Genomic DNA, 19,329 nt, shown 5'->3' with positions numbered 1-19,329 from the left:
AAATGCCCGATCCAAAAATATCGAGTTCATCGCCAAATGCCAGAGATTCTGTCAGGGTGGAGTTAGTTGAGTTTTTATCTTACCTTCGCAGTCTAGATATTAATATTTTTGTTGAGGGAACTCGCCTGCGCTGCAACGCTCCCGAAGGAATTCTTACACCCGAACTGCGCGCCGAAATTTCTCAGAAAAAAGCCGAAATTATTTCATTTTTAAAAGCCGCTAATCGTACTTCTAGTTTCACTCCTGCACCGATTGTTCCGATGGGGCGGGACGGAAATTTACCGCTTTCCTTTGCACAGCAGCGCTTGTGGTTTCTCGACCAATTAGTCCCGAACAATCCTTTTTATAATGTTCCCGCAGCATTGCGTTTTACAGGTGCGCTAAATTTTGCGGCGCTGCAACAAACCTTCAATGAAATTGTGCGCCGCCACGAAGCTTTACGCACGACTTTAGCAGTAGTGTCGGGGCAACCCGTTCAGAGAATAGCTGCTGCTTTCCACCTCCCGATTAATGTAGTGGACTTGCGAAACTTGCCAAAGGAATTTCGACAAACTGAAGCAAACCGGCTCACCGCCCAGGAAGCTCAACGCTCTTTCAATTTGTCCGAGGACTTGTTGCTGCGAGTCACATTATTGCAGTTAGATGATGCCGAATATTTACTAATGCTGAATATGCACCACATTGTCTCCGATGGTTGGTCTATCGGAGTGCTAATTCAGGAATTAGGCGCGCTTTACACGGCATTTGCTAGGGAAAAACCTTCGCCTTTACCGGCTTTGTCGGTCCAGTACGCTGATTTTGCCAAATGGCAGCGCGAATGGCTGCAAGGGGAAGTTTTAGAAACGCAGCTTGCTTACTGGCGGCAGCAGTTAAACGGCATTTCTATGCTAAATTTGCCTGCGGATCGACCCAGGCCAGCAATTCAAAGTTACCGAGGCAAGAGGCAATTTTTGCAACTGCCAAAACAACTGAGCGAGGCTTTAGAAACGTTGAGCCAGCGCGAAGGAGTGACGCTGTTTATGACTGTGCTGGCAGCTTTTAAAACGTTGCTTTACCATTACGCGCAGCAAGAAGATATTGTTGTAGGTTCGCCGATCGCCAATCGCAACCGCAGTGAAATTGAAGCATTAATCGGTTTTTTTGTCAACAGTTTGGTACTGCGGACAGATTTGTCGGGAAATCCAACTTTTCGGGAACTTTTAAACCGAGTCAAAGAAGTAGCATTAGGAGCTTACGCTCACCAAGATTTGCCGTTTGAGAAGTTAGTAGAAGAACTGCACCCCGATCGCGCGTTGAACCAAAATCCCTTATTTCAGGTGGCGTTTGCGCTGCAAAACGCGCCGGGGAATCGGTTAGAATTGCCAGAATTAACACTCAGCCCGCAGCAGTTAGATGTGGGTACAGCGCGGTTTGATTTGGAGTTTCATTTGTGGGAGCGATCGCCCAACAGCTCGGGAAGCAACCAATCGCCCAGCAATAAGCTCTGGGTTGATAGCTCCGAGGGGATCAGCGGCATGGTTATTTACAGCGCCGATTTATTTGATGAAGCTACGATTACCCGCATGATCGGACATTTTCAAACTCTGTTAGAAAGCATTGTGGCAAATCCCGAACAGCGCATAGCAAACTTGCAATATTTGAGCGCCCAAGAGCGCGATCGTTTGTTAGTTGAATGCAACAATACTCAGGCGGATTATCCGCAAGATTTGTGCATCCATCAGCTATTTGAAAAGCAGGCCGATCGGACACCGGATGCGGTGGCGCTGGTATTTGGAGATGAGCGAGTCACCTATCGAGAGCTAAATCTCCGCAGCAACCAACTAGCACGTTACCTGCAAAAAATTGGGGTTGGGGCGGAAGTTTTAGTCGGGCTTTGTTGCGGGCGATCGCTCGATCTGATCGTGGGGATGTTGGGTATCCTGAAAGCGGGAGGAGCTTACTTAATTTTAGATCCGAGCTATCCTGCTGAGCGATCGAGCTTTATGCTAAAAGATGCTCAAGTGTCAGTATTGCTTACCCGCCAGGGAATAAATTCCCTGTCTAATAGCGAAAGTCGTCTAAAGACGACTGAAGGAGGACAAGTTTCCAGTCGGCTTCAGCCGACTTCAGCTATGAGCCAGGGAATTTATTCCCTGGTGGATGATGGCGAAGTGCAAAATTTAGAAACACAGTCAGAATTGCTTACCCGCCAGGGAATAAATTCCCTGTCTAATAGCGAAAGTCGTCTAAAGACGACTGAAGGAGGACAACTTTCCAGTCGGCTTCAGCCGACTTCAGCTATGAGCCAGGGAATTTATTCCCTGGTGGATGATGGCGAAGTGCAAAATTTAGAAACACAGTCAGAATTGCTTACCCGCCAGGGAATAAATTCCCTGTCTAATAGCGAAAGTCGTCTAAAGACGACTGAAGGAGGACAACTTTCCAGTCGGCTTCAGCCGACTTCAGCTATGAGCCAGGGAATAAATTCCCTGGTGGATGATGGCGAAGTGCAAAATTTAGAAACACAGTCAGATGATAAAATTCACCATCCAAGGGTTGTTTTTCTAGACACAGACTGGGAGATGATTTCCCAAGAAATCGCCGACAATCCCACCAGCGCAGCCACAGCCGAAAATCTGGTTTACGCGATTTACACCTCCGGTTCCACGGGAAAGCCCAAAGGAGTGGAAATTGAGCACGGGAGCTTGTTAAATCTCGTTTTTTGGCATCAAAGAGAGTTTGGGGTGTCAGCGGGCGATCGGGCAACGCAAATAGCAGCGATCGGCTTTGATGCTTGCGGGTGGGAAATTTGGCCTTATCTCGCCGCGGGCTCTAGCATCTACTTTCCAGAAGATGACATTAGGCGAGATCCTGAAAAACTGCAAAACTGGTTAGTATCAAACGCCATTACAATTAGCTTTTTGCCAACACCTTTAGCCGAGAAAGTTTTGCTATTAGATTGGCCTCAAACAACAGCGTTGCGAATCTTGCTCGCAGGCGGCGAAAAACTGCAACAACATCCTTTAAAATCCCATCCATTTAAGCTAGTAAATAATTACGGCCCAACCGAGAATACTGTCGTCACAACTTCCGATTATATTCCTGCAACAGAGCAAACAGACATCGCCCCGACAATTGGCCGCCCCATTGCTAACACTCAAATCTACATATTAGACAAATATTTGCAGCCAGTGGCGATCGGCGTTGTTGGCGAATTGTACATCGGCGGAAACGGACTCGCTCGCGGCTACCTCAACCGCCCAGATTTAACCGCACAAAGCTTTATTGTCAATCCTTTTAAACCAAATTCAGGAGAGCGAATTTACAAAACCGGCGACTTAGTGCGCTACAGAGGCGATCGCAACCTTGAATTTTTAGGACGCATTGACGAACAAGTAAAAATTCGCGGTTTCCGCATCGAATTAGGAGAAATCGAGACAGTATTAACTCAACATCCGGCCGTGCAGCAAACTGTAGCAATAGCTTCGGAAGATGGACAGGGAGATAAACGTTTAGTAGCTTATATTGCCCTGAATCCTGAATATAGCGTTGCCCGCGAAAAAAACCAAATAATGCAATTGCAGGACGAACAGGTTTTGCAGTGGCAAATGCTCTACAATGAAACTTACAATCAACCTGCTGTTGACTCAGATCCAACATTTAATATTGTCGGCTGGAATAGCAGCTATACTAATCAGCCAATCCCAGCAGAACAGATGCGCGACTGGGCGAACAATCAAGCCGCCCAAATTTTAGCTTTGCAGCCGAGCCGAGTGTTAGAAATTGGCTGCGGCACAGGTTTATTGCTGTTCCAAATTGCCTCTCGCTGCACTCAATATTGCGGAACCGACTTTTCACCTGTTTCGCTCAACTATATTCAGCAGCACTTGGCAAACCAACAGTTAGCTAATGTAACGCTGCTTCAGAAAATGGCGACTGATTTTGAAGGAGTAGAGACAGCAGCTTTTGACGCAGTAATTCTCAACTCTGTCGTGCAATATTTCCCGAATATCGACTATCTCGTGCAGGTGCTAGAAGGTGCGGTGAAAGCAACTGCCCCCGGCGGCTTTATATTCATCGGAGATGTCCGCAGCTTGCCGTTGCTGGCAGCTTTTCACGCTTCGGTACAACTGTATCAAGCCGAACCTTCTCTCGCGGGCGAACAGTTGCAGCAGCGAGTACAAATGCAAATTTTTCAAGAAACAGAGTTAGTTATCGCTCCAGATTTTTTTAGCGCATTAAAGCAGCGCTTTCCGCAGATTTGCGGCGTAGAGATTCAATTAATTCGCGGTAGCAGTCGCAATGAGCTAACTGATTTTCGGTACAATGCTATTTTGCATATTGCGTCTGAAACAGATCCCCCCAACCCCCCTTATGAAGGGGGGCTAAGAAGTGTCTCTAACTTTTATGACAAAACAGAGCTTCAGAACCCCCCTTTTCAAGGGGGGCAGGGGGGATCAAAACGGCTGGATTGGTTGGATGAAAATCAGAAGCTGACTGTTACCAAGGTGCAACAAATATTATTGCAAAATCAACTCGATGTTTTAAGAATTGCTAATGTGCCTAATGCGCGGGTAACGGCAGCAGTTAAGGCGGCAGAGTTGCTGTCGGTTGTCGATAAATTTTCAACTGCAGGTCAGTTGCAGAAAGCCGTGGAAAAAGTCGAGGATTTAGGAGTCGATCCCGAAGCGTGGTATGCTTTGGAAGTTCCGTATAATGTTAATATTAGTTGGTCTAATTCCGACAGTCAAGGGCGCTACGATGTAGTGTTTGCACGGGGCGAAATTAGAGATTTTATGCGAGAAACCCGAAGCGATAACTTGCGTCCTTGGCGCTCTTATGCTAACAATCCCTTACAAGCTAAAGCAGCGCGTAAATTAGTGCCGCAGTTGCAGGCTTTTCTAGCAGAAAAACTGCCGGAATATATGGTTCCGTCGGCTTTTGTGGTGCTGGAGTCGCTACCTGTGACGGCTAACGGAAAGGTCGATCGCCTCGCTTTGCCTGCACCGGAGCCGATTAAGTTAGAATGGGCTGGCGGTTATGTTGCGCCTGAGACTTCTATTGAGGAAGTTTTAGTGAAAATTTGGGCTGAGGTTTTGGGGATAAAGCGAGTGGGTATCCGGGACAATTTCTTTGAATTAGGAGGCCATTCGCTGCTGGCGACTCAGCTTGTTTCGAGAGTGCGAGATGCTTTCGGGGTAGAGTTGCCGTTGCGCCGGGTTTTTGAAGCACCGACAATTGCAGAATTAGCTAAGATTGTGGAAAGTTTAAAAGATAAGAATGCTAAAAGTGATGCTCCGGCTTTAGTGCCGATTTCGCGCGATAGTCGGCGGCGGAAGCTATCATCTTTTAATGGACCTATTGCATAATTTTTTGATTGATAGAGCAACCGCAGATGAAGGGCAGATTAACGCTGATAAACGCAGATAATTTTAAGAGGGTTTTTGGCTTGGGCAAGATGTTGAATCGAGAAAGTAAATGAAAAGGATGGCTGTTGAACAGGATGCAATTTCGATAAGTATGCAGCAAGAAACAGAAGTTTTTGTATTTCCAGCATCGTTTGCTCAGCAGCGGCTTTGGTTCCTCAATCAATTAGCACCGGGTAATCCTTTTTACAATGTCTCAGCAGCGCTCCGCTTAACTGGTTCGCTCAACTTAAGATGCTTAGAGCAAACTTTCAATGAAATTGTGCAGCGGCACGAAACTTTACGCACTACTTTTACGCTTTTGGAAGGGGAACTCGTACAAGTTATTGCTCCCTTTTTAACCGTTTCTATCCCCACAATAGACTTACAAAATCTTTCGCCAACTCAGCAGGAAACCGCAGCGCTGCAACTTGCAACCGATGCAGCGCAAGGCCCTTTCGATTTAGCCGCTGGGCCGTTATTTAAAGTAACGCTGTTACAAATCAGTGAAACAGAACATATATTGTTGCTGAATTTACATCATATTGTGGCTGATGGTTGGTCGATTGGAGTGCTAATTCGAGAGCTGGGAACGCTCTACACCGCATTTGTAAAAAATGGGATCTCGCATTTACCAGCACTGCCCGTGCAGTACGCCGACTTTGCAGAATGGCAGCACCAATGGTTGCAGGGCGAAGTATTAGAAACCCAGTTAGCTTATTGGCGGCAGCAGTTAAACGGAATTACCGCACTCAATCTACCAACTGACAGGCAAAGACCAGCCGTTCCATCCTACCGCGGCGCTAAACAATTTATAACACTATCACCTGCTTTGAGCGAGGCGCTAAAGTCATTTAGCCAGCAAGAAAGGGCGACTTTATTTATTACTCTACTAGCCGCTTTTCAAACTTTGCTGTACCGCTATACAGGACAAGTAGATATTGCAGTAGGAACGCCGATCGCCAACCGCAACCTGAGCGAAATAGAAGCATTAATCGGTTTTTTTGTCAACAGTTTAGTGCTGCGTGCAGATTTATCGGGAAATCCAACTTTTCGGGAACTATTGCATCGGATAAAAAACGTCGCAATGGCAGCCTACGCGCACCAAGATTTGCCCTTCGAGAAGTTGGTTGAGGAAATGCACCCCGATCGCGAGTTGAGCCGCAACCCCCTATTTCAAGTTAGTTTCAGCCTGCAAAACACTCCTGTAGCACCGCTAGAATTGCCGGGAATCGTTGGAGAGGCGATCGACTTTGACGCGGGAACCGCCAAGCTCGATTTAGAGTGCCACTTGTGGGAAAATGCAGGAAGTATTCAAGGGCAATTTGTCTACAGCACAGACTTATTTGATAGCGGCACAATTGCGCGGATGGCGGGACATTTCCAAACGCTGCTCGAAGCCATTGTTGCCAATCCCACACAGCACCTCAGCGACTTGGCTTTGCTGACAGCGCCAGAATACCAGCAATTATTAATCGATTGGAATGACACTCAGAGAGATTATCCGCAAAACCAGTGTTTCCATCAGCTATTTGAAGAGCGAGTCGCGCGTGAGCCCGATGCTGTAGCCGCCGTCTTTGAAAACCAGCAGTTAACCTACCGCCAACTCAACAGCCAAGCCAACCAACTTGCACGTTACTTGCAGCAATTGGGAGCAGCACCAGAAGTTTTAGTGGGCCTTTGTGTAGAACGTTCCTTAGATGCGATCGTCGGATTGCTAGGCATTATCAAAGCAGGCGCAGCCTACCTGCCTTTAGATCCAACTTATCCTCAAGAGCGGCTTAACTTCATGTTAGAAGATGCTCAGGTGTCGATTTTGGTAACTCAGCAGCACTTAGCCCAAAACTTGACGCAGCCGGAAAATTACGGAGTTTTTTCAGTAGTGTGTTTGGACTCCGACAGAGAAATTATCGCCCGACAAAGCCCAGAAAACCCAACTACAAAAATCCTACCAGAAAACCTAGCCTACGTCATTTACACATCTGGTTCAACCGGAAAACCGAAAGGCGTTTTAATCGAACATCGGGGACTCTACAACTTAGCCCTAGCTCAAATAGAAGCTTTTAACTTAAACTCAAATCACCGCATTTTGCAATTCGCCTCCCTGAGTTTTGATGCCTCAATATTTGAGATTGTCATGGCCTTAGGAACCGCAGCAACACTTTACTGTGCCAAGAAAGAATCTTTGTTGCCCGGACAAACATTAATCCAATTTTTGCAGGACAATGCTATTACCTACGCTACCCTCCCGCCCTCGCTGCTAGCTGTCCTTCCAAACGCCGAACTTCCCGCACTGCAAACAATCATCTGTGCTGGCGAATCTTGTTCCCCGGATATTGTTAAACGCTGGGCTTCCAGGCGCAGATTTTTTAACGCTTACGGCCCTACAGAAGCGACAGTCTGGTCAAGTTTGGCCGAAGTTGGCGATTCCCTGCGGGATAGCTTCGCTTCACGCAAAAAACCGCCCATTGGCCGCCCAATAGCTAACACTCAACTCTATATTTTAGATAAAAATTTACAGCCTGTACCCGTGGGAATTCCCGGTGAATTGTACATCGGCGGCAGCGGATTGGCGCGAGGCTACCTGAACCGCCCCGAATTAACCGCCCAGCGATTTATTGCTAATCCGTTTAGCCAAAAAGCAGGAGAACGAATTTATAAAACTGGTGACTTAGCTCGCTATTTTCCCGACGGCAATATTGAGTTTTTAGGCCGCACAGACGAACAGGTAAAAATTCGCGGTTATCGAATAGAATTGGGAGAAATTGAAGCGCTGCTGGTTCAGCATCCAGCAGTCAAAGAAACAGCGGCGGTTGCTGTGGATGATTTGTCTGGCAACAAACGCCTAGTTGCTTATGTCGTCCCCAATCACAATCAGACGCTTAATCCCGGGGAAATACGCAACTTCCTCAAACAACAACTGCCCAATTACATGATTCCCAGTGCTTTTGTAGCGATGGATTTTCTGCCCCTAACTCCAAATGGCAAAATCGACCGCCTGCGCCTACCTGTACCGGGAACTCTAACTAGCAATTCAATAGATAAAAGCTGCCTTGCACCTCGCACGCCAACCGAGTCAACCCTCGCCCAAATTTGGGCCACAATCCTCAACGCAGAGTGCGTTGGCATTCGCGACAACTTCTTCGATTTGGGTGGAGATTCCCTGCTGGCAATCCGCCTCATCAATGAGATTAACCAGCAATTTCAGCGCGAATTGCCGCTGTCTGCTCTTTTTTTAAATCCGACAATTGAAGGTTTAGCAGATTCGCTATCTTCAGAAACAAATTCTCTGGAATGGTCGCCTTTAGTTGCAATTAAGCCTCGCGGTAAAAATCCCCCGTTCTTCTGCGTCCATCCCATCTTTGGCGTCGTGTTTCCTTATGTCGAGTTAGCGTTTCATCTAGGAGAAAATCAACCGTTTTACGGGCTGCAACCAAAGGGTATTGACGGCGAAAGTTCTCCGTTAACTAGCATTGAAGACATGGCGGCTGATTACATCGCAGCCTTGCGTACCGTTCAACCAAAAGGGCCTTATTTTTTAGGAGGCTGGTCTTTTGGAGGTTTGGTTGCTTTTGAGATGGCTCAACAGTTGCTCGCAGCGGGGGATGAAGTGGCTTTACTTGCTGTGCTGGATACTTTAGCGCCGGTTTCTGCTAACAAACCTTCTTTTTGGGACGGCTGCAAGTTTATTCTGACTACGGTTTCGCGCTCTATCTGGCCTTTTGTAGTAGATTATTTTCGTTTGGTGGCTGCTGCAGAAAAAGTTCAAAGTGGCGGTATTGTTGCCAAATTTCCGAAATTAAATAAGATGCTTAATTTGGCAGCTAATTTTTTGCATCGCTGGAATTGGAAACAGGCTGTTATGGTTAGCATCCTATCTCAGGAGTCAAAAGAACGGAGCTGGCGCGAGCTGGCAATCCCCTCAATGTTTACTGTATTTCAGGCTAACAGTCAAGCAACTCTCAGCTATGTACCGAAAATTTATCCGCAGCGAATTACTCTGTTTAGATCCAGGGAACAGCTAAGCATGAGTAATCAAGATCCGACTCTTGGCTGGAGTGAATTAACGGCCCAAAAAGTAGAGGTGATTAGAGTTCCTGGGAATCACCTGACTATGCTGAGAAAACCCTGCGTCGAGGTGCTGGCTCAACAGCTAAAGCATTGCTTGGATCGGGAATTAAGTGATTGATTTACCCTGGTTATTGTGCGTCGAAACCGGGTTTGACGTGGAAAATTTCTATTATTGATAAATAAGTGGGCAATCTGATATCCGGTCAAATTGCCGTTATCATGTTTGTAGTGAGGATGTAAAAAAAGTGTGAGTGCCAGAAGCAAACTTTGTGCAACTAGAAATCATATCACATCTGTTAGCATCGGAATTATTCCTATCTCTCTTCTCTGCATCTGCGTGAATCCGCGTCCATCCATTGTCATCTGCGGTTTACATTCTCTTTTTTTGACCGCAGATACAGGCAGATAAACACAGATTAACGCAGATGAATTAGATCGAGTCCGGTTGCACCATCCATCGGTGATTGTTGACTGTTGACTGCGATCAAATTCCTCAATCTAAAATCTAAAATCTAAAATCTAAAATCGATTGATTGGGCGATGCTGAAGATGATAGCAGCCAAACCTGCTGCGATCGGAATTGTCACCAGCCAAGCCGAACCAATTGACAGCAAAGTTTGCAAGCGTACTGTTTTCCAAGCTTTGATCAGCCCGACTCCGACGACTGCACCGACTAAAGCGTGGGATGTGGAAACTGGCAAACCGAATCGGGATGCTAGCAAGACTGTGGTGGCTGTGGCTAATTCCGCGCAAAATCCGCCGCTTGGTTGGAGTTCGATGATTTTTTCGCCGACTGTGGCAATTACATTTTTGCCCCAGATGGTTAAACCGATGACTATTCCTGCGCCTCCGAGGACTAAAATCCACAGGGGAACGCTGAAATCTTCTGAGGGAAAGGAACCTGTTCGCTGGATGTAGGCGATCGCAGCTAGGGGAGCAACTGCATTTCCTACGTCGTTGGAACCGTGGGAAAATGCTACAAAACAGGCGCTCAATACTTGAAATCTCGCCATTTGTTGCTCGATGAGAGAGTGACGGAGTTTCGGAGTGGGGGAGGAGTTTGTACTTGGGCCGAATCCCTTATCCCCTCTTCCTTCTTCCTTCTTCCTTCTTTCTTCTTCCTTCTCAATTGATTCTAATTTTTTCCAGCTATTGAGTGTCAGGCCGATCGCAGCTATTGCCCCGATGCCGATGACAATATCGTGAATTGGAAGATTCCAGCCTAATCGATCGTGCGCCGCGGCGATCGCCCCTGTCTGCACGAAAGCGACATTCACAACCGACGGCAGTACAATTATCCCAAATACGCTCAGCATTGCTGCACTCAGCCAAGGTATCCACTCGCGCATTTGAAATAGAGGATCTGGCCGATCGAGAATCGAATACTTGACGACACTGTAAAATAGCGCGGCTAAAGCACCGCTAGCAAAAGGTGTCGCTACCCAAGTTAGGGAGATTGTGCCGATGGTTCGCCAATCCACTGCATTAATTCCGGCTGCAACACAGCTAAAACCCGCGATCGCGCCCACCACTGCATGGGATGAAGAAACCGGCAAACCTCGACTGGTAGCGATTTGCAGCCAGATCCCGCAAGCTATCAGCACTGACACCATCCCGATTAAAAATACTTGCGGTTTGGCCGCGAACACTTGTGCATTCACAACTCCTGTTGCCAGAGTTTCGGAAACTCCTTGGCCGAACAGCACTGCGCCGGAAAACTCCAGTATGCCTGCAACAATTATTGCCTGCTGCAGCGTTAGCGCCTTCGAGCCTACGGATGTTCCCATCGAGTTAGCGACATCGTTGGCCCCCAAGTTGGCGGCGACGTACAAGGCGAGTGCAGCCATTGCCCCCAGTTGCAGAAATACGACCCCAGAGGTATCTAGCATAGAATTTTTTTGACATAAAACGGGCATTTCGATATATGATAAGGGATTGTGAGTTTTGGTAAATCCGATGAAAGGCGCAGAAATAATCCGTTCTATAGAAACGGAAGAAATAAATAGAGTCAAGCAAGAACTCAATAAACAAGTCCCCGAAATTTACGTGGGCGACACAGTGCGAGTCGGCGTGAAAATTAAAGAGGGTAACAAAGAACGGGTTCAGCCCTACGAAGGGACTGTGATTGCCATGCGCAACGGCGGGATTAATGAAACAATCACCGTCCGCCGAGTGTTTCAGGGCGTCGGAGTGGAACGGGTGTTTTTGATTCACTCGCCCCGCATCGCTACGATCCAAGTGATGCGCCGCGGGAAAGTCCGCAGAGCAAAACTTTACTACCTGCGCGATCGGGTGGGCAAAGCTACTCGCGTCAAACAGCGGTTCGATCGCTCCCTGTAGGAATGCACCCAGCTTCCCCTTGGTTCATGGTTCATGGGAAATTGAGAAATTTCAAAAAAAAGTTTCCCATTTAAGAGCGCACTGTGTTAAAATAGAAATCTAGAGGTTAAGCGAATTTCGGCAACCTCACCTGTGCGCTCTTAGTTCAGTTGGTAGAACGCAGGTCTCCAAAACCTGATGTCGGGGGTTCAAGTCCTCCAGGGCGCGCTGAATCACCAAACTTTAAATTCTGCCCGAAAGCGCCCGGATTATTGACTGGCAACAGTCAAAACCCCAAATTTTCGGGTAGAATTAGTTTTTGTGGGCGGTTCGCAAAAAATGCCATCAACAAATGCTCGGTGTCGCTTCTCGATCGTCGGTTTCGGCGATCGGCAGTTACACAGTTGATAGGTTGGGCTTGTAAAAAAGTCGTGGCTTTAGATTTGAGATTTGGGACTTGGGCGTAAGTGGTTAGTGTCACAAAATCAGAGAGCCGCGGGCCACTCACACCATCTAAAATCTAAAATCTAAAATCTAAAATCGCAAGGGGGATTGAATCGTGGCGAAAAAAGACGAAGCTCAAGAAACTCAAGAAATAACGGCGCCTGGGTTTAATCCTACGGGTTTTTTAAAGGAAACTAGAGAAGAACTCGAAAAAGTGGTTTGGCCCAGCAGGCAGCAGCTAATCAGCGAGTCTTTGGCCGTGCTTTTGATGGTAATCCTCTCAGCAAGCCTGATTTATTTGGTGGATAACTTCTTTAACTGGGGCGCGGGAAAGGTGTTTGGGCCATGACTTTTGCATCAGAAGAATCTGAGTATTCCACAGAAGCGACGGGACAGGCAGCATCGCCAGATGTGCCGGAGATTGATGCTCGCTGGTATGCTGTTCAAGTTGCCTCGGGCTGCGAGAAGCGGGTGAAGGCAAACTTGCAGCAGCGGATTCAAACTTTGGATGTTGCCGATCGCATCGTTCAAGTCGAAATTCCGCAAACTCCGGCGATCAAAGTCGGCAAAGACGGTTCCAGGCGGCAGTCAGATGAAAAAATCTTTCCAGGCTACGTACTCATCCGTATGTTTATGGACGAGGATACCTGGCAGGTGATTAAGAATACCCCGAATGTAATTAATTTTGTCGGGGCAGAGCAGAAACGCCGCTACGGGCGCGGCAGGGGTCACGTCAAACCGCTACCTCTGAGTCATTCAGAAGTAGAACGGATCTTCAGAAACGCTCAGGAATCAGAACCGGTTGTCAAAGTATCGATGTCTGCTGGAGACCACGTTGTGGTACTTTCCGGGCCGTTTAAGGATTTTGAAGGTGATGTGATTGAAGTTAGCCCGGAACGGAACAAGCTCAAAGTTTTACTCTCGATTTTTGGGCGCGATACGCCTGTAGAATTGGAGTTCAATCAGGTTCAGAAACAGAACTAACTAATGGCAAAGAAAGTTGTTGCAGTAATTAAGTTGGCGATTACGGCGGGAAAAGCCAACCCAGCTCCTCCGATCGGCCCAGCTCTGGGTCAGCACGGCGTCAATATTATGATGTTTTGCAAGGAGTACAATGCTAGAACCGCAGACCAAGCGGGTCTGGTGGTTCCGGTAGAAATTTCGGTTTTTGAAGACCGCAGTTTTACTTTTATTCTCAAAACCCCGCCGGCGTCGGTTTTGATTCAAAAAGCGGCTGGCATTGCTAAGGGTTCGGGAGAACCGAACCGCAAGCAAGTAGGGAAAATTACACAGGCTCAGTTACGAGAAATCGCTGAAACGAAAATGCCTGACCTCAATGCTAATGATGTTGAGGCTGCTATGAAAATTGTGGCAGGAACGGCTAAAAATATGGGCGTGGCGATCGCGGATTGAAGGAAGAAGGAAGTTCGGCAACGGATTCTGTAACGGATGTTAGGAAGAAGGAAGAAGGAAGAGTTTTCCTAGTCCAAGTTCCAAATTGCTAATCCAAAATTCCTGATTGTGAAGGTAAAATCTTCAATCTAAAATCCCAAATCCCAAATCCCAAACCGATCGGTTCAGGGGGAGAAGCAAAGCTTCGCTAGTAACTGAAAACGGGTAGATTTTAAGATTGTCCGACAGGTTCAATCTAAAATCTAAAATCTAAAATCTAAAATCGACTGACCCCAGGAGATAACAATGGCAAAGAAAGTATCGCGAAGACTGCAAGAACTTCAAAAGAAAGTTGAAGACAGACCTTATCTACCGCTGGAAGCTCTGCAACTTTTGAAAGAAACAGCAACCGCTAAGTTTGGCGAAGCGGCAGAAGCTCACATCCGTTTGGGAATTGACCCGAAATATACTGACCAACAGTTGCGGACAACTGTATCGCTGCCAAAAGGAACTGGTCAAGTAGTCAGAGTTGCGGTGATTGCTAAGGGCGAAAAAGTTAAAGAAGCTTTGAATGCCGGCGCTGATATTGCGGGTTCTGAAGAGTTGATCGATGAAATTCAGAAGGGCATGATGGACTTCGATTGCCTGATTGCTACCCCAGACGTGATGCCGTTGGTGGCAAAATTGGGTCGGTTGTTGGGCCCGCGCGGTTTGATGCCTTCTCCGAAAGGTGGCACGGTGACGACTGACATTGCTCAGGCGATCAATGAGTTTAAAGGTGGTAAACTAGAATTCCGTGCCGATCGAACTGGCATCGTTCATGTTATGTTTGGCAAGGCAGCTTTCTCAGCGGAAGATTTGCTCGTCAACCTTCATGCTTTGCAAGAAACTGTTGACCGCAACCGTCCTTCTGGTGCTAAAGGTCGCTACTGGCGCAGTCTGTACGTATCCGCAACAATGGGCCCGTCGATCGAAGTCGATATCAATGCCCTGCGCGATACCAAAATTGATGCTGCCTAGAAAGAATTAAGCATTCGGCAGAAGGTAAAAGACAGCTTCGGCTGTCTGTGTAAATCTCTCACAAGATTTGTGTCATAGCCTTGCTATGTCTGCCTTCTAGTGATAGCCTAATCAAAAATCAATAAGCTGAAGACCGCAGGTGCCGATCGCTTAATTTCCTGCCGAGGCTGAAGAAATAAAAACTCAAGACTCAAAGATTAGAAATTTTCTATTTTTAATTCTGACTTGTTAATTTTTAATTCTCTGCCCCGGCTCGAAGGTCGGGGTTTTTGACGGGCAATTTTCGATCCTAAAAGGAGGTGAAATAAGTATGGGCAAAAGTTTAGCAGTAAAAAATGAGATTATTGCAGACCTCAAGCAAACCTTGAGCGAATCTCAACTGGCGATCGTGATTGACTACACGGGCTTAACTGTTGCTGAAATCACAGATTTGCGTCGGCGTTTGCGTCCGAAAGGCAGCAGTTGCCAAGTGGCAAAAAACACGCTGATGCGAATTGCTGTTGAAGGCAACGAGACATGGCAGCCGCTACAGGAATTGCTGACCGGTACGTCGGCGTTTGTGTTCGTGCAAGAAGATATTGGCGGCGCGATTAAAGCTTACCAAGAATTCCAAAAAGTCTCTAAGAAGACTGAACTTCGCGGCGGCGTGATGGAAGGACGGGTACTGAAAGAAGCTGATGTTAAAGCATTAGCCGATCTGCCGTCGAAAGAACAACTCATGGCTCAAATTGCTGGCGCTATCAACGGTGTCGCAACCAAGTTGGCTGTGGGTATCAATCAAGTTCCTACTTCGATCGCTCGGGGTCTTAAAGCTTATGCTGAAAAAGACGGCGATTCCGCAGAAGTAGAAGCTGAAGCACAACCAGAAGCACAACCAGAAGCAGAAAGCGCATCTGTGTAAGTCATTAGTAATTAGTCGTGAGTCATAAGTCGTTAGTTTTGAGAAACAAACTGATGACTGGAGACGAGAAACTAATAATTAATGAGCAATCAAAAGTCTCAAATTCCAAATCTACAATCGAACTAGGAGTTTAACGAATGTCTACTGCAACTGATGAAATCTTGGAAAAACTTAAGTCTCTGACTTTGCTCGAAGCATCTGAATTGGTCAAGCAAATTGAAGAAGCTTTCGGCGTCAGCGCTGCTGCTCCTGTAGGCGGCATGATGATGATGGGTGCGGGCCCGGCGGCCGCTGCTGAACCCGAAGAAGTACAAACTGAGTTCAGCGTGATTCTTGAAGAAGTTCCTGCTGACAAGAAAATCGCAATTCTGAAGGAAGTCCGCGCAATTACCGGTCTGGGCCTGAAGGAAGCAAAAGATTTGGTAGAAGCCGCACCGAAGGCAGTTAAGGAAGCTATTGCTAAGGAAGCTGCTGAAGAATTGAAGAAACAGCTTGAAGCTGTGGGCGCAAAGATTGCTATCAAGTAGTCAGAGAATGTAGTTGATATCAATTCCGGTGACACCGGAATCACGGTTGACTGTTGACTGTTAACTGTTAACTGTTAACTATTCCGTTAAATTAATCGCGCGATAGTTACATCTCTCGCGCGATTAATTATTTTTGGCGTAGGGAAACGGCATTGCCCTGTCCTCTTAGATTTTAGAGGCGGCCTCCATTTGTCGCACTACTGTTAAAGCAGAATAGGAAACACCGGCAGTGCCTTCTCCGGGATGGGTGGAGTCGCCTACTAACCACAAATTTTTAATGGGTGTGCGGTTGGCAAATCCGAAGGGTCCGAAGGTTGGTATTCGCTGCCCAATGCCACCCACAACGCCTCTATCTCTCGCCGTGTAGCGGGCAAAGGTGCGGGGTGTGGCGGCTTCTTGGTGTACGATCGACTCTGGCGTCAATTTGAAATATTCGCTCAAACGGGCGATCGCCCCTGCGCTGTATTTTTGCTTCAATCCTTCATAATCAACCGCATTCCACCACATTCGAGTATCAGTAAATGACGAAGCGATAATTGTCGCCATTCCCTCCGGTGCTCGCCCATCACCTGGATGGCTGACAGAAACAAATAATGAGTTATTCTCGCCAATCTCGCCGTCGTAATCGTAGAGAAACTGAAGGTGCGGCGGACAATTTGCCGGAATTGCGCTTTCATGCACTCCCAAATATATGACAAATGCACCGGATGCGGGCGGCAATTTATCAACTCGATATTTGTAGCCTGCCATTTCATTTGGGAGTTTGTTTGTTGTCTCTGAAGTCTCTAATTTAACGGATAAATTATCTGTTAAATTGCCGACACTTGGCTCGCTTGAGATCAATTTTACTAGATTTTGCGCTGTCACATTGGCAACAATGCGATCGGCTGTTTCTGTCCAAACTTCGCCTGTTTTTTGATTGCGAATCACTGTAGCGGTGGCTTTGCCGTTGGCGGTGACAATACTTTCAACTGTGTGCCGCAACAAGACTTGACCGCCGTAGAGTTCGATCGCCTCTACAAGTCGATCGCTCAACACCTGCATACTTCCTTCTAGATGATACAATCCTTGCGGCTCTTGCGAAACTCCTAAAGCCGTCGCCGCGTAAAGCAGCGCCGTTTCTTCGGCATCAACTTGAGAATACAATTTTAACTGCAAATCCAGAAAAGTTTTCAAGCGCAAATTGTCGCCCAACCCACAAAGCCGCAAAGCATCTCCCACTGTCATAAAAGTGAAAGGCAAAGTAATTAGAGTATCGGGGCGAACTGCTTGAATTAATTGCCAGAAATCCCAGAAGTTTCTGGGCGGTAAAACTGGATCGCGCCCTTGAAAGTTCCAGCTAGCTTTGAACAATGCAGACAATAATTGCCAAAAATGTTCGCTTCCAGGAAACTGCCGCTGCCTTTCTTGCTGCCACTTTTGCGGATCTCGCCACACGCTAATCGGTGCGGTTTCTCCCGGCAAAAACACCGCACAAGCGGGATCGCAGGGTGTCGCCCGGGGAAGTTCTATGTTTAATTCTGAGAAAATTCGGTGGTGAATGCCTCCGGGTTCCAATCCTGCAACCTGCGTGGCGCCGACATCGAAGGTAAAGCCTTTGCGTTTGAAGGTGGAAGCGCATCCTCCGGGGACGATCGCCTGGTCTAAGACTAGCACTTTGTATCCTCTGCGGGCTAGGAGGGCGGCTGCTGTGAGTCCACCGATGCCTGCTCCAATTACCGTGACGCGGCCCTTAGTGTCTGCTGCACTAGATTTGCCAAAAGGGGTGCGATCGCCTCTCATAATTTATTTATTGTAATATTTCTTAATATTCTTATCATATTTTGTAATAAAAAGCTCTTGTAGCGACAGGTTGAAATCTATCGCTACAAGAGGAAGGAGTCCGAGTTTAGAGGACGTTTTAGGGGTAAGGTGCTCCGGGCGTACCCGGAGCGTGAGACTGTGCCGTGCTGATGAGAGAATTAGGGACGGCGCCACTTGTTGAGATAAGCTTCGCCAATCCCAGCCACAGCCTGCATTTGAGCTAGCTGTTCCCGTAAAGCTTTGATGGTTCTTAGCTGTTCTTGAGACTGTTGCTGCAAAGCGTCGTAATTCCGCTGTATCGCGGCACTCTGGCTCAATTGATTTTCTAGAGAGTGCAACTTGGTTAGTTGAACTTGGAAGTCGCCGATCGCACTTGACTTTTCTGCTAACTCGTGCTGCAAAGATTCGTAACTCGACTTCGACACGGTTTGCTGCAATTGCTGTGCTAAATTTTGCTTTTCGGTAGCTAATTGCTGTTCCAAAGATGCGATCGAACTTTCTCTTTCTGCTAACTGCTGCTGCAAAGATTCTATCGAACTCGATTTTTCTGCTAATTGCTGCACAAAGTCGTGTTCCCGCTGTTCTTTAGCGGCGACTTGCTGCTGCAAAGATTCTATCGAACTCGATTTTTCTGCTAGCTGCTGCACCAAGTCGTGTTCCCGCTGTTCTTTAGCGGCGACTTGCTGCTGCAAAGATTCTATCGAACTCGATTTTTCTGCTAGCTGCTGCACCAAGTCGTGTTCCCGCTGTTCTTTGGCGGCGACTTGCTGCTGCAAAGATTCTATCGAACTCGATTTTTCTGCTAGCTGCTGCACCAAGTCGTGTTCCCGCTGTTCTTTGGCGGCGACTTGCTGCTGCAAAGATTCTATCGAACTCGATTTTTCTGCTAGCTGCTGCACCAAGTCGTGTTCCCGCTGTTCTTTGGCGGCGACTTGCTGCTGTAAATATTCTATCGAACTCGATTTTTCTGCTAGCTGCTGCACCAAGTCGTGTTCCCGTTGTTCTTTGGCGGCGACTTGCTGCTGCAAAGATTCTATCGAACTCGATTTTTCTGCTAGCTGCTGCACAAAGTCGTGTTCCCGTTGTTCTTTGGCGGCGACTTGCTGCTGCAAAGATTCTATCGAACTCAATTTTTCTGCTAATTGCTGATGAAACTCTTGTTCCCGCTGTTCTTTAGCAGCGACTTGCTGCTGCAAAGATTCTATCGAACTCGATTTTTCTGCTAGCTGCTGCTGAAACTCTTGTTCCCGCTGTTCTTTGGCGGCGACTTGCTGCTGCAAAGATGCGATCGAACTTTCGCGTTCACTCAACTGCTGCTGTAAACTTTCGTAACTTGACTTCGCTACAGTTTCCTGCAATTGGCTTTCGAGATTTTGCTTTTCGGTAGCGAATTGCTGCTGCAAAGATGCGATCGAACTTTCGCGTTCACTCAACTGCTGCTGTAAACTTTCGTAACTTGACTTCGCTA

The 19,329-nt window shown here is 47.2% G+C and carries 13 protein-coding genes, 1 tRNA gene and 1 other annotated feature; of the genes, 10 read left to right on the top strand and 4 right to left on the bottom strand.

From position 1 onward, the window contains the following. Positions 1 to 2: 2 nt before the first annotated feature. Entirely contained in the window at positions 3 to 5,348 is a 5,346-nt protein-coding gene (locus QUB56_RS05760; protein ID WP_332953961.1) for an amino acid adenylation domain-containing protein, read from the top strand. A gap of 118 nt (positions 5,349 to 5,466) precedes the next feature. Beyond that, the gene (locus QUB56_RS05755) at positions 5,467 to 9,573 is read left to right on the top strand and encodes an amino acid adenylation domain-containing protein (protein ID WP_332953960.1); all 4,107 of its coding nucleotides are present in this window, start codon (positions 5,467 to 5,469) and stop codon (positions 9,571 to 9,573) included. Between the two features lie 394 nt (positions 9,574 to 9,967). On the opposite strand, the gene QUB56_RS05750 is transcribed toward QUB56_RS05755, so the two are convergent. Next, on the bottom strand, positions 9,968 to 11,344 hold the full coding sequence (locus QUB56_RS05750) for an inorganic phosphate transporter (RefSeq protein WP_332953958.1): 1,377 nt from the start codon (positions 11,342 to 11,344) through the stop codon (positions 9,968 to 9,970). Between the two features lie 67 nt (positions 11,345 to 11,411). On the opposite strand from QUB56_RS05750, the gene rplS reads away from it, so the two are divergent. Then, a complete protein-coding gene (rplS, locus tag QUB56_RS05745) occupies positions 11,412 to 11,795 on the top strand; it encodes a 50S ribosomal protein L19 (RefSeq protein ID WP_015174940.1) in 384 nt (127 codons plus the stop codon). Between the two features lie 134 nt (positions 11,796 to 11,929). Beyond that, positions 11,930 to 12,002, top strand: a tRNA-Trp gene (locus QUB56_RS05740). Positions 12,003 to 12,060: 58 nt separating this feature from the next. Here QUB56_RS05740 and QUB56_RS05735 read toward each other — a convergent pair. Further along, positions 12,061 to 12,255, bottom strand: a complete 195-nt coding sequence (locus QUB56_RS05735; RefSeq protein WP_332953953.1) for a hypothetical protein — start codon at positions 12,253 to 12,255, stop codon at positions 12,061 to 12,063. Between the two features lie 78 nt (positions 12,256 to 12,333). Between QUB56_RS05735 and secE the strand changes: the two genes are divergently transcribed. The 6 genes from secE (at position 12,334) to rplL (ending at position 16,058) form a co-directional block, all read left to right on the top strand. Continuing rightward, positions 12,334 to 12,567: a preprotein translocase subunit SecE gene (gene secE, locus QUB56_RS05730; protein ID WP_332953951.1), complete on the top strand. Its 234-nt coding sequence runs from the start codon at positions 12,334 to 12,336 to the stop codon at positions 12,565 to 12,567. Then, positions 12,564 to 13,202: a transcription termination/antitermination protein NusG gene (nusG, locus tag QUB56_RS05725; RefSeq protein ID WP_332953948.1), complete on the top strand. Its 639-nt coding sequence runs from the start codon at positions 12,564 to 12,566 to the stop codon at positions 13,200 to 13,202. The genes secE and nusG overlap by 4 nt, the downstream gene beginning before the upstream one ends. 3 nt (positions 13,203 to 13,205) lie before the next feature. Beyond that, positions 13,206 to 13,631, top strand: a complete 426-nt coding sequence (rplK, locus tag QUB56_RS05720; RefSeq protein WP_194061482.1) for a 50S ribosomal protein L11 — start codon at positions 13,206 to 13,208, stop codon at positions 13,629 to 13,631. 285 nt (positions 13,632 to 13,916) lie between these two features. Then, entirely contained in the window at positions 13,917 to 14,630 is a 714-nt protein-coding gene (gene rplA, locus QUB56_RS05715) for a 50S ribosomal protein L1 (RefSeq protein WP_332953943.1), read from the top strand. Between the two features lie 108 nt (positions 14,631 to 14,738). After that, positions 14,739 to 14,911 (top strand) — a sequence feature (ribosomal protein L10 leader region). Between the two features lie 29 nt (positions 14,912 to 14,940). After that, a complete protein-coding gene (rplJ, locus tag QUB56_RS05710) occupies positions 14,941 to 15,531 on the top strand; it encodes a 50S ribosomal protein L10 (protein WP_332953942.1) in 591 nt (196 codons plus the stop codon). 137 nt (positions 15,532 to 15,668) lie between these two features. Beyond that, positions 15,669 to 16,058 carry a 50S ribosomal protein L7/L12 gene (rplL, locus tag QUB56_RS05705; protein WP_332953940.1) on the top strand — a complete coding sequence of 130 codons (390 nt, stop codon included), beginning with the start codon at positions 15,669 to 15,671 and terminating at the stop codon, positions 16,056 to 16,058. Between the two features lie 165 nt (positions 16,059 to 16,223). Here the strand turns inward: rplL and crtD are convergent, their stop codons facing one another. Next, positions 16,224 to 17,840 carry a C-3',4' desaturase CrtD gene (gene crtD / locus QUB56_RS05700; RefSeq protein ID WP_332953939.1) on the bottom strand — a complete coding sequence of 539 codons (1,617 nt, stop codon included), beginning with the start codon at positions 17,838 to 17,840 and terminating at the stop codon, positions 16,224 to 16,226. Positions 17,841 to 18,019: 179 nt separating this feature from the next. Then, positions 18,020 to 19,329: CopG family transcriptional regulator (locus QUB56_RS05695; RefSeq protein ID WP_332953937.1), on the bottom strand; the 1,310-nt coding region annotated here is incomplete at its 5' end.

Source organism: Microcoleus sp. AR_TQ3_B6 (assembly GCF_036702785.1).
Lineage (GTDB): Bacteria > Cyanobacteriota > Cyanobacteriia > Cyanobacteriales > Microcoleaceae > Microcoleus.
This window is presented reverse-complemented; position numbering and strand designations above follow the sequence as displayed.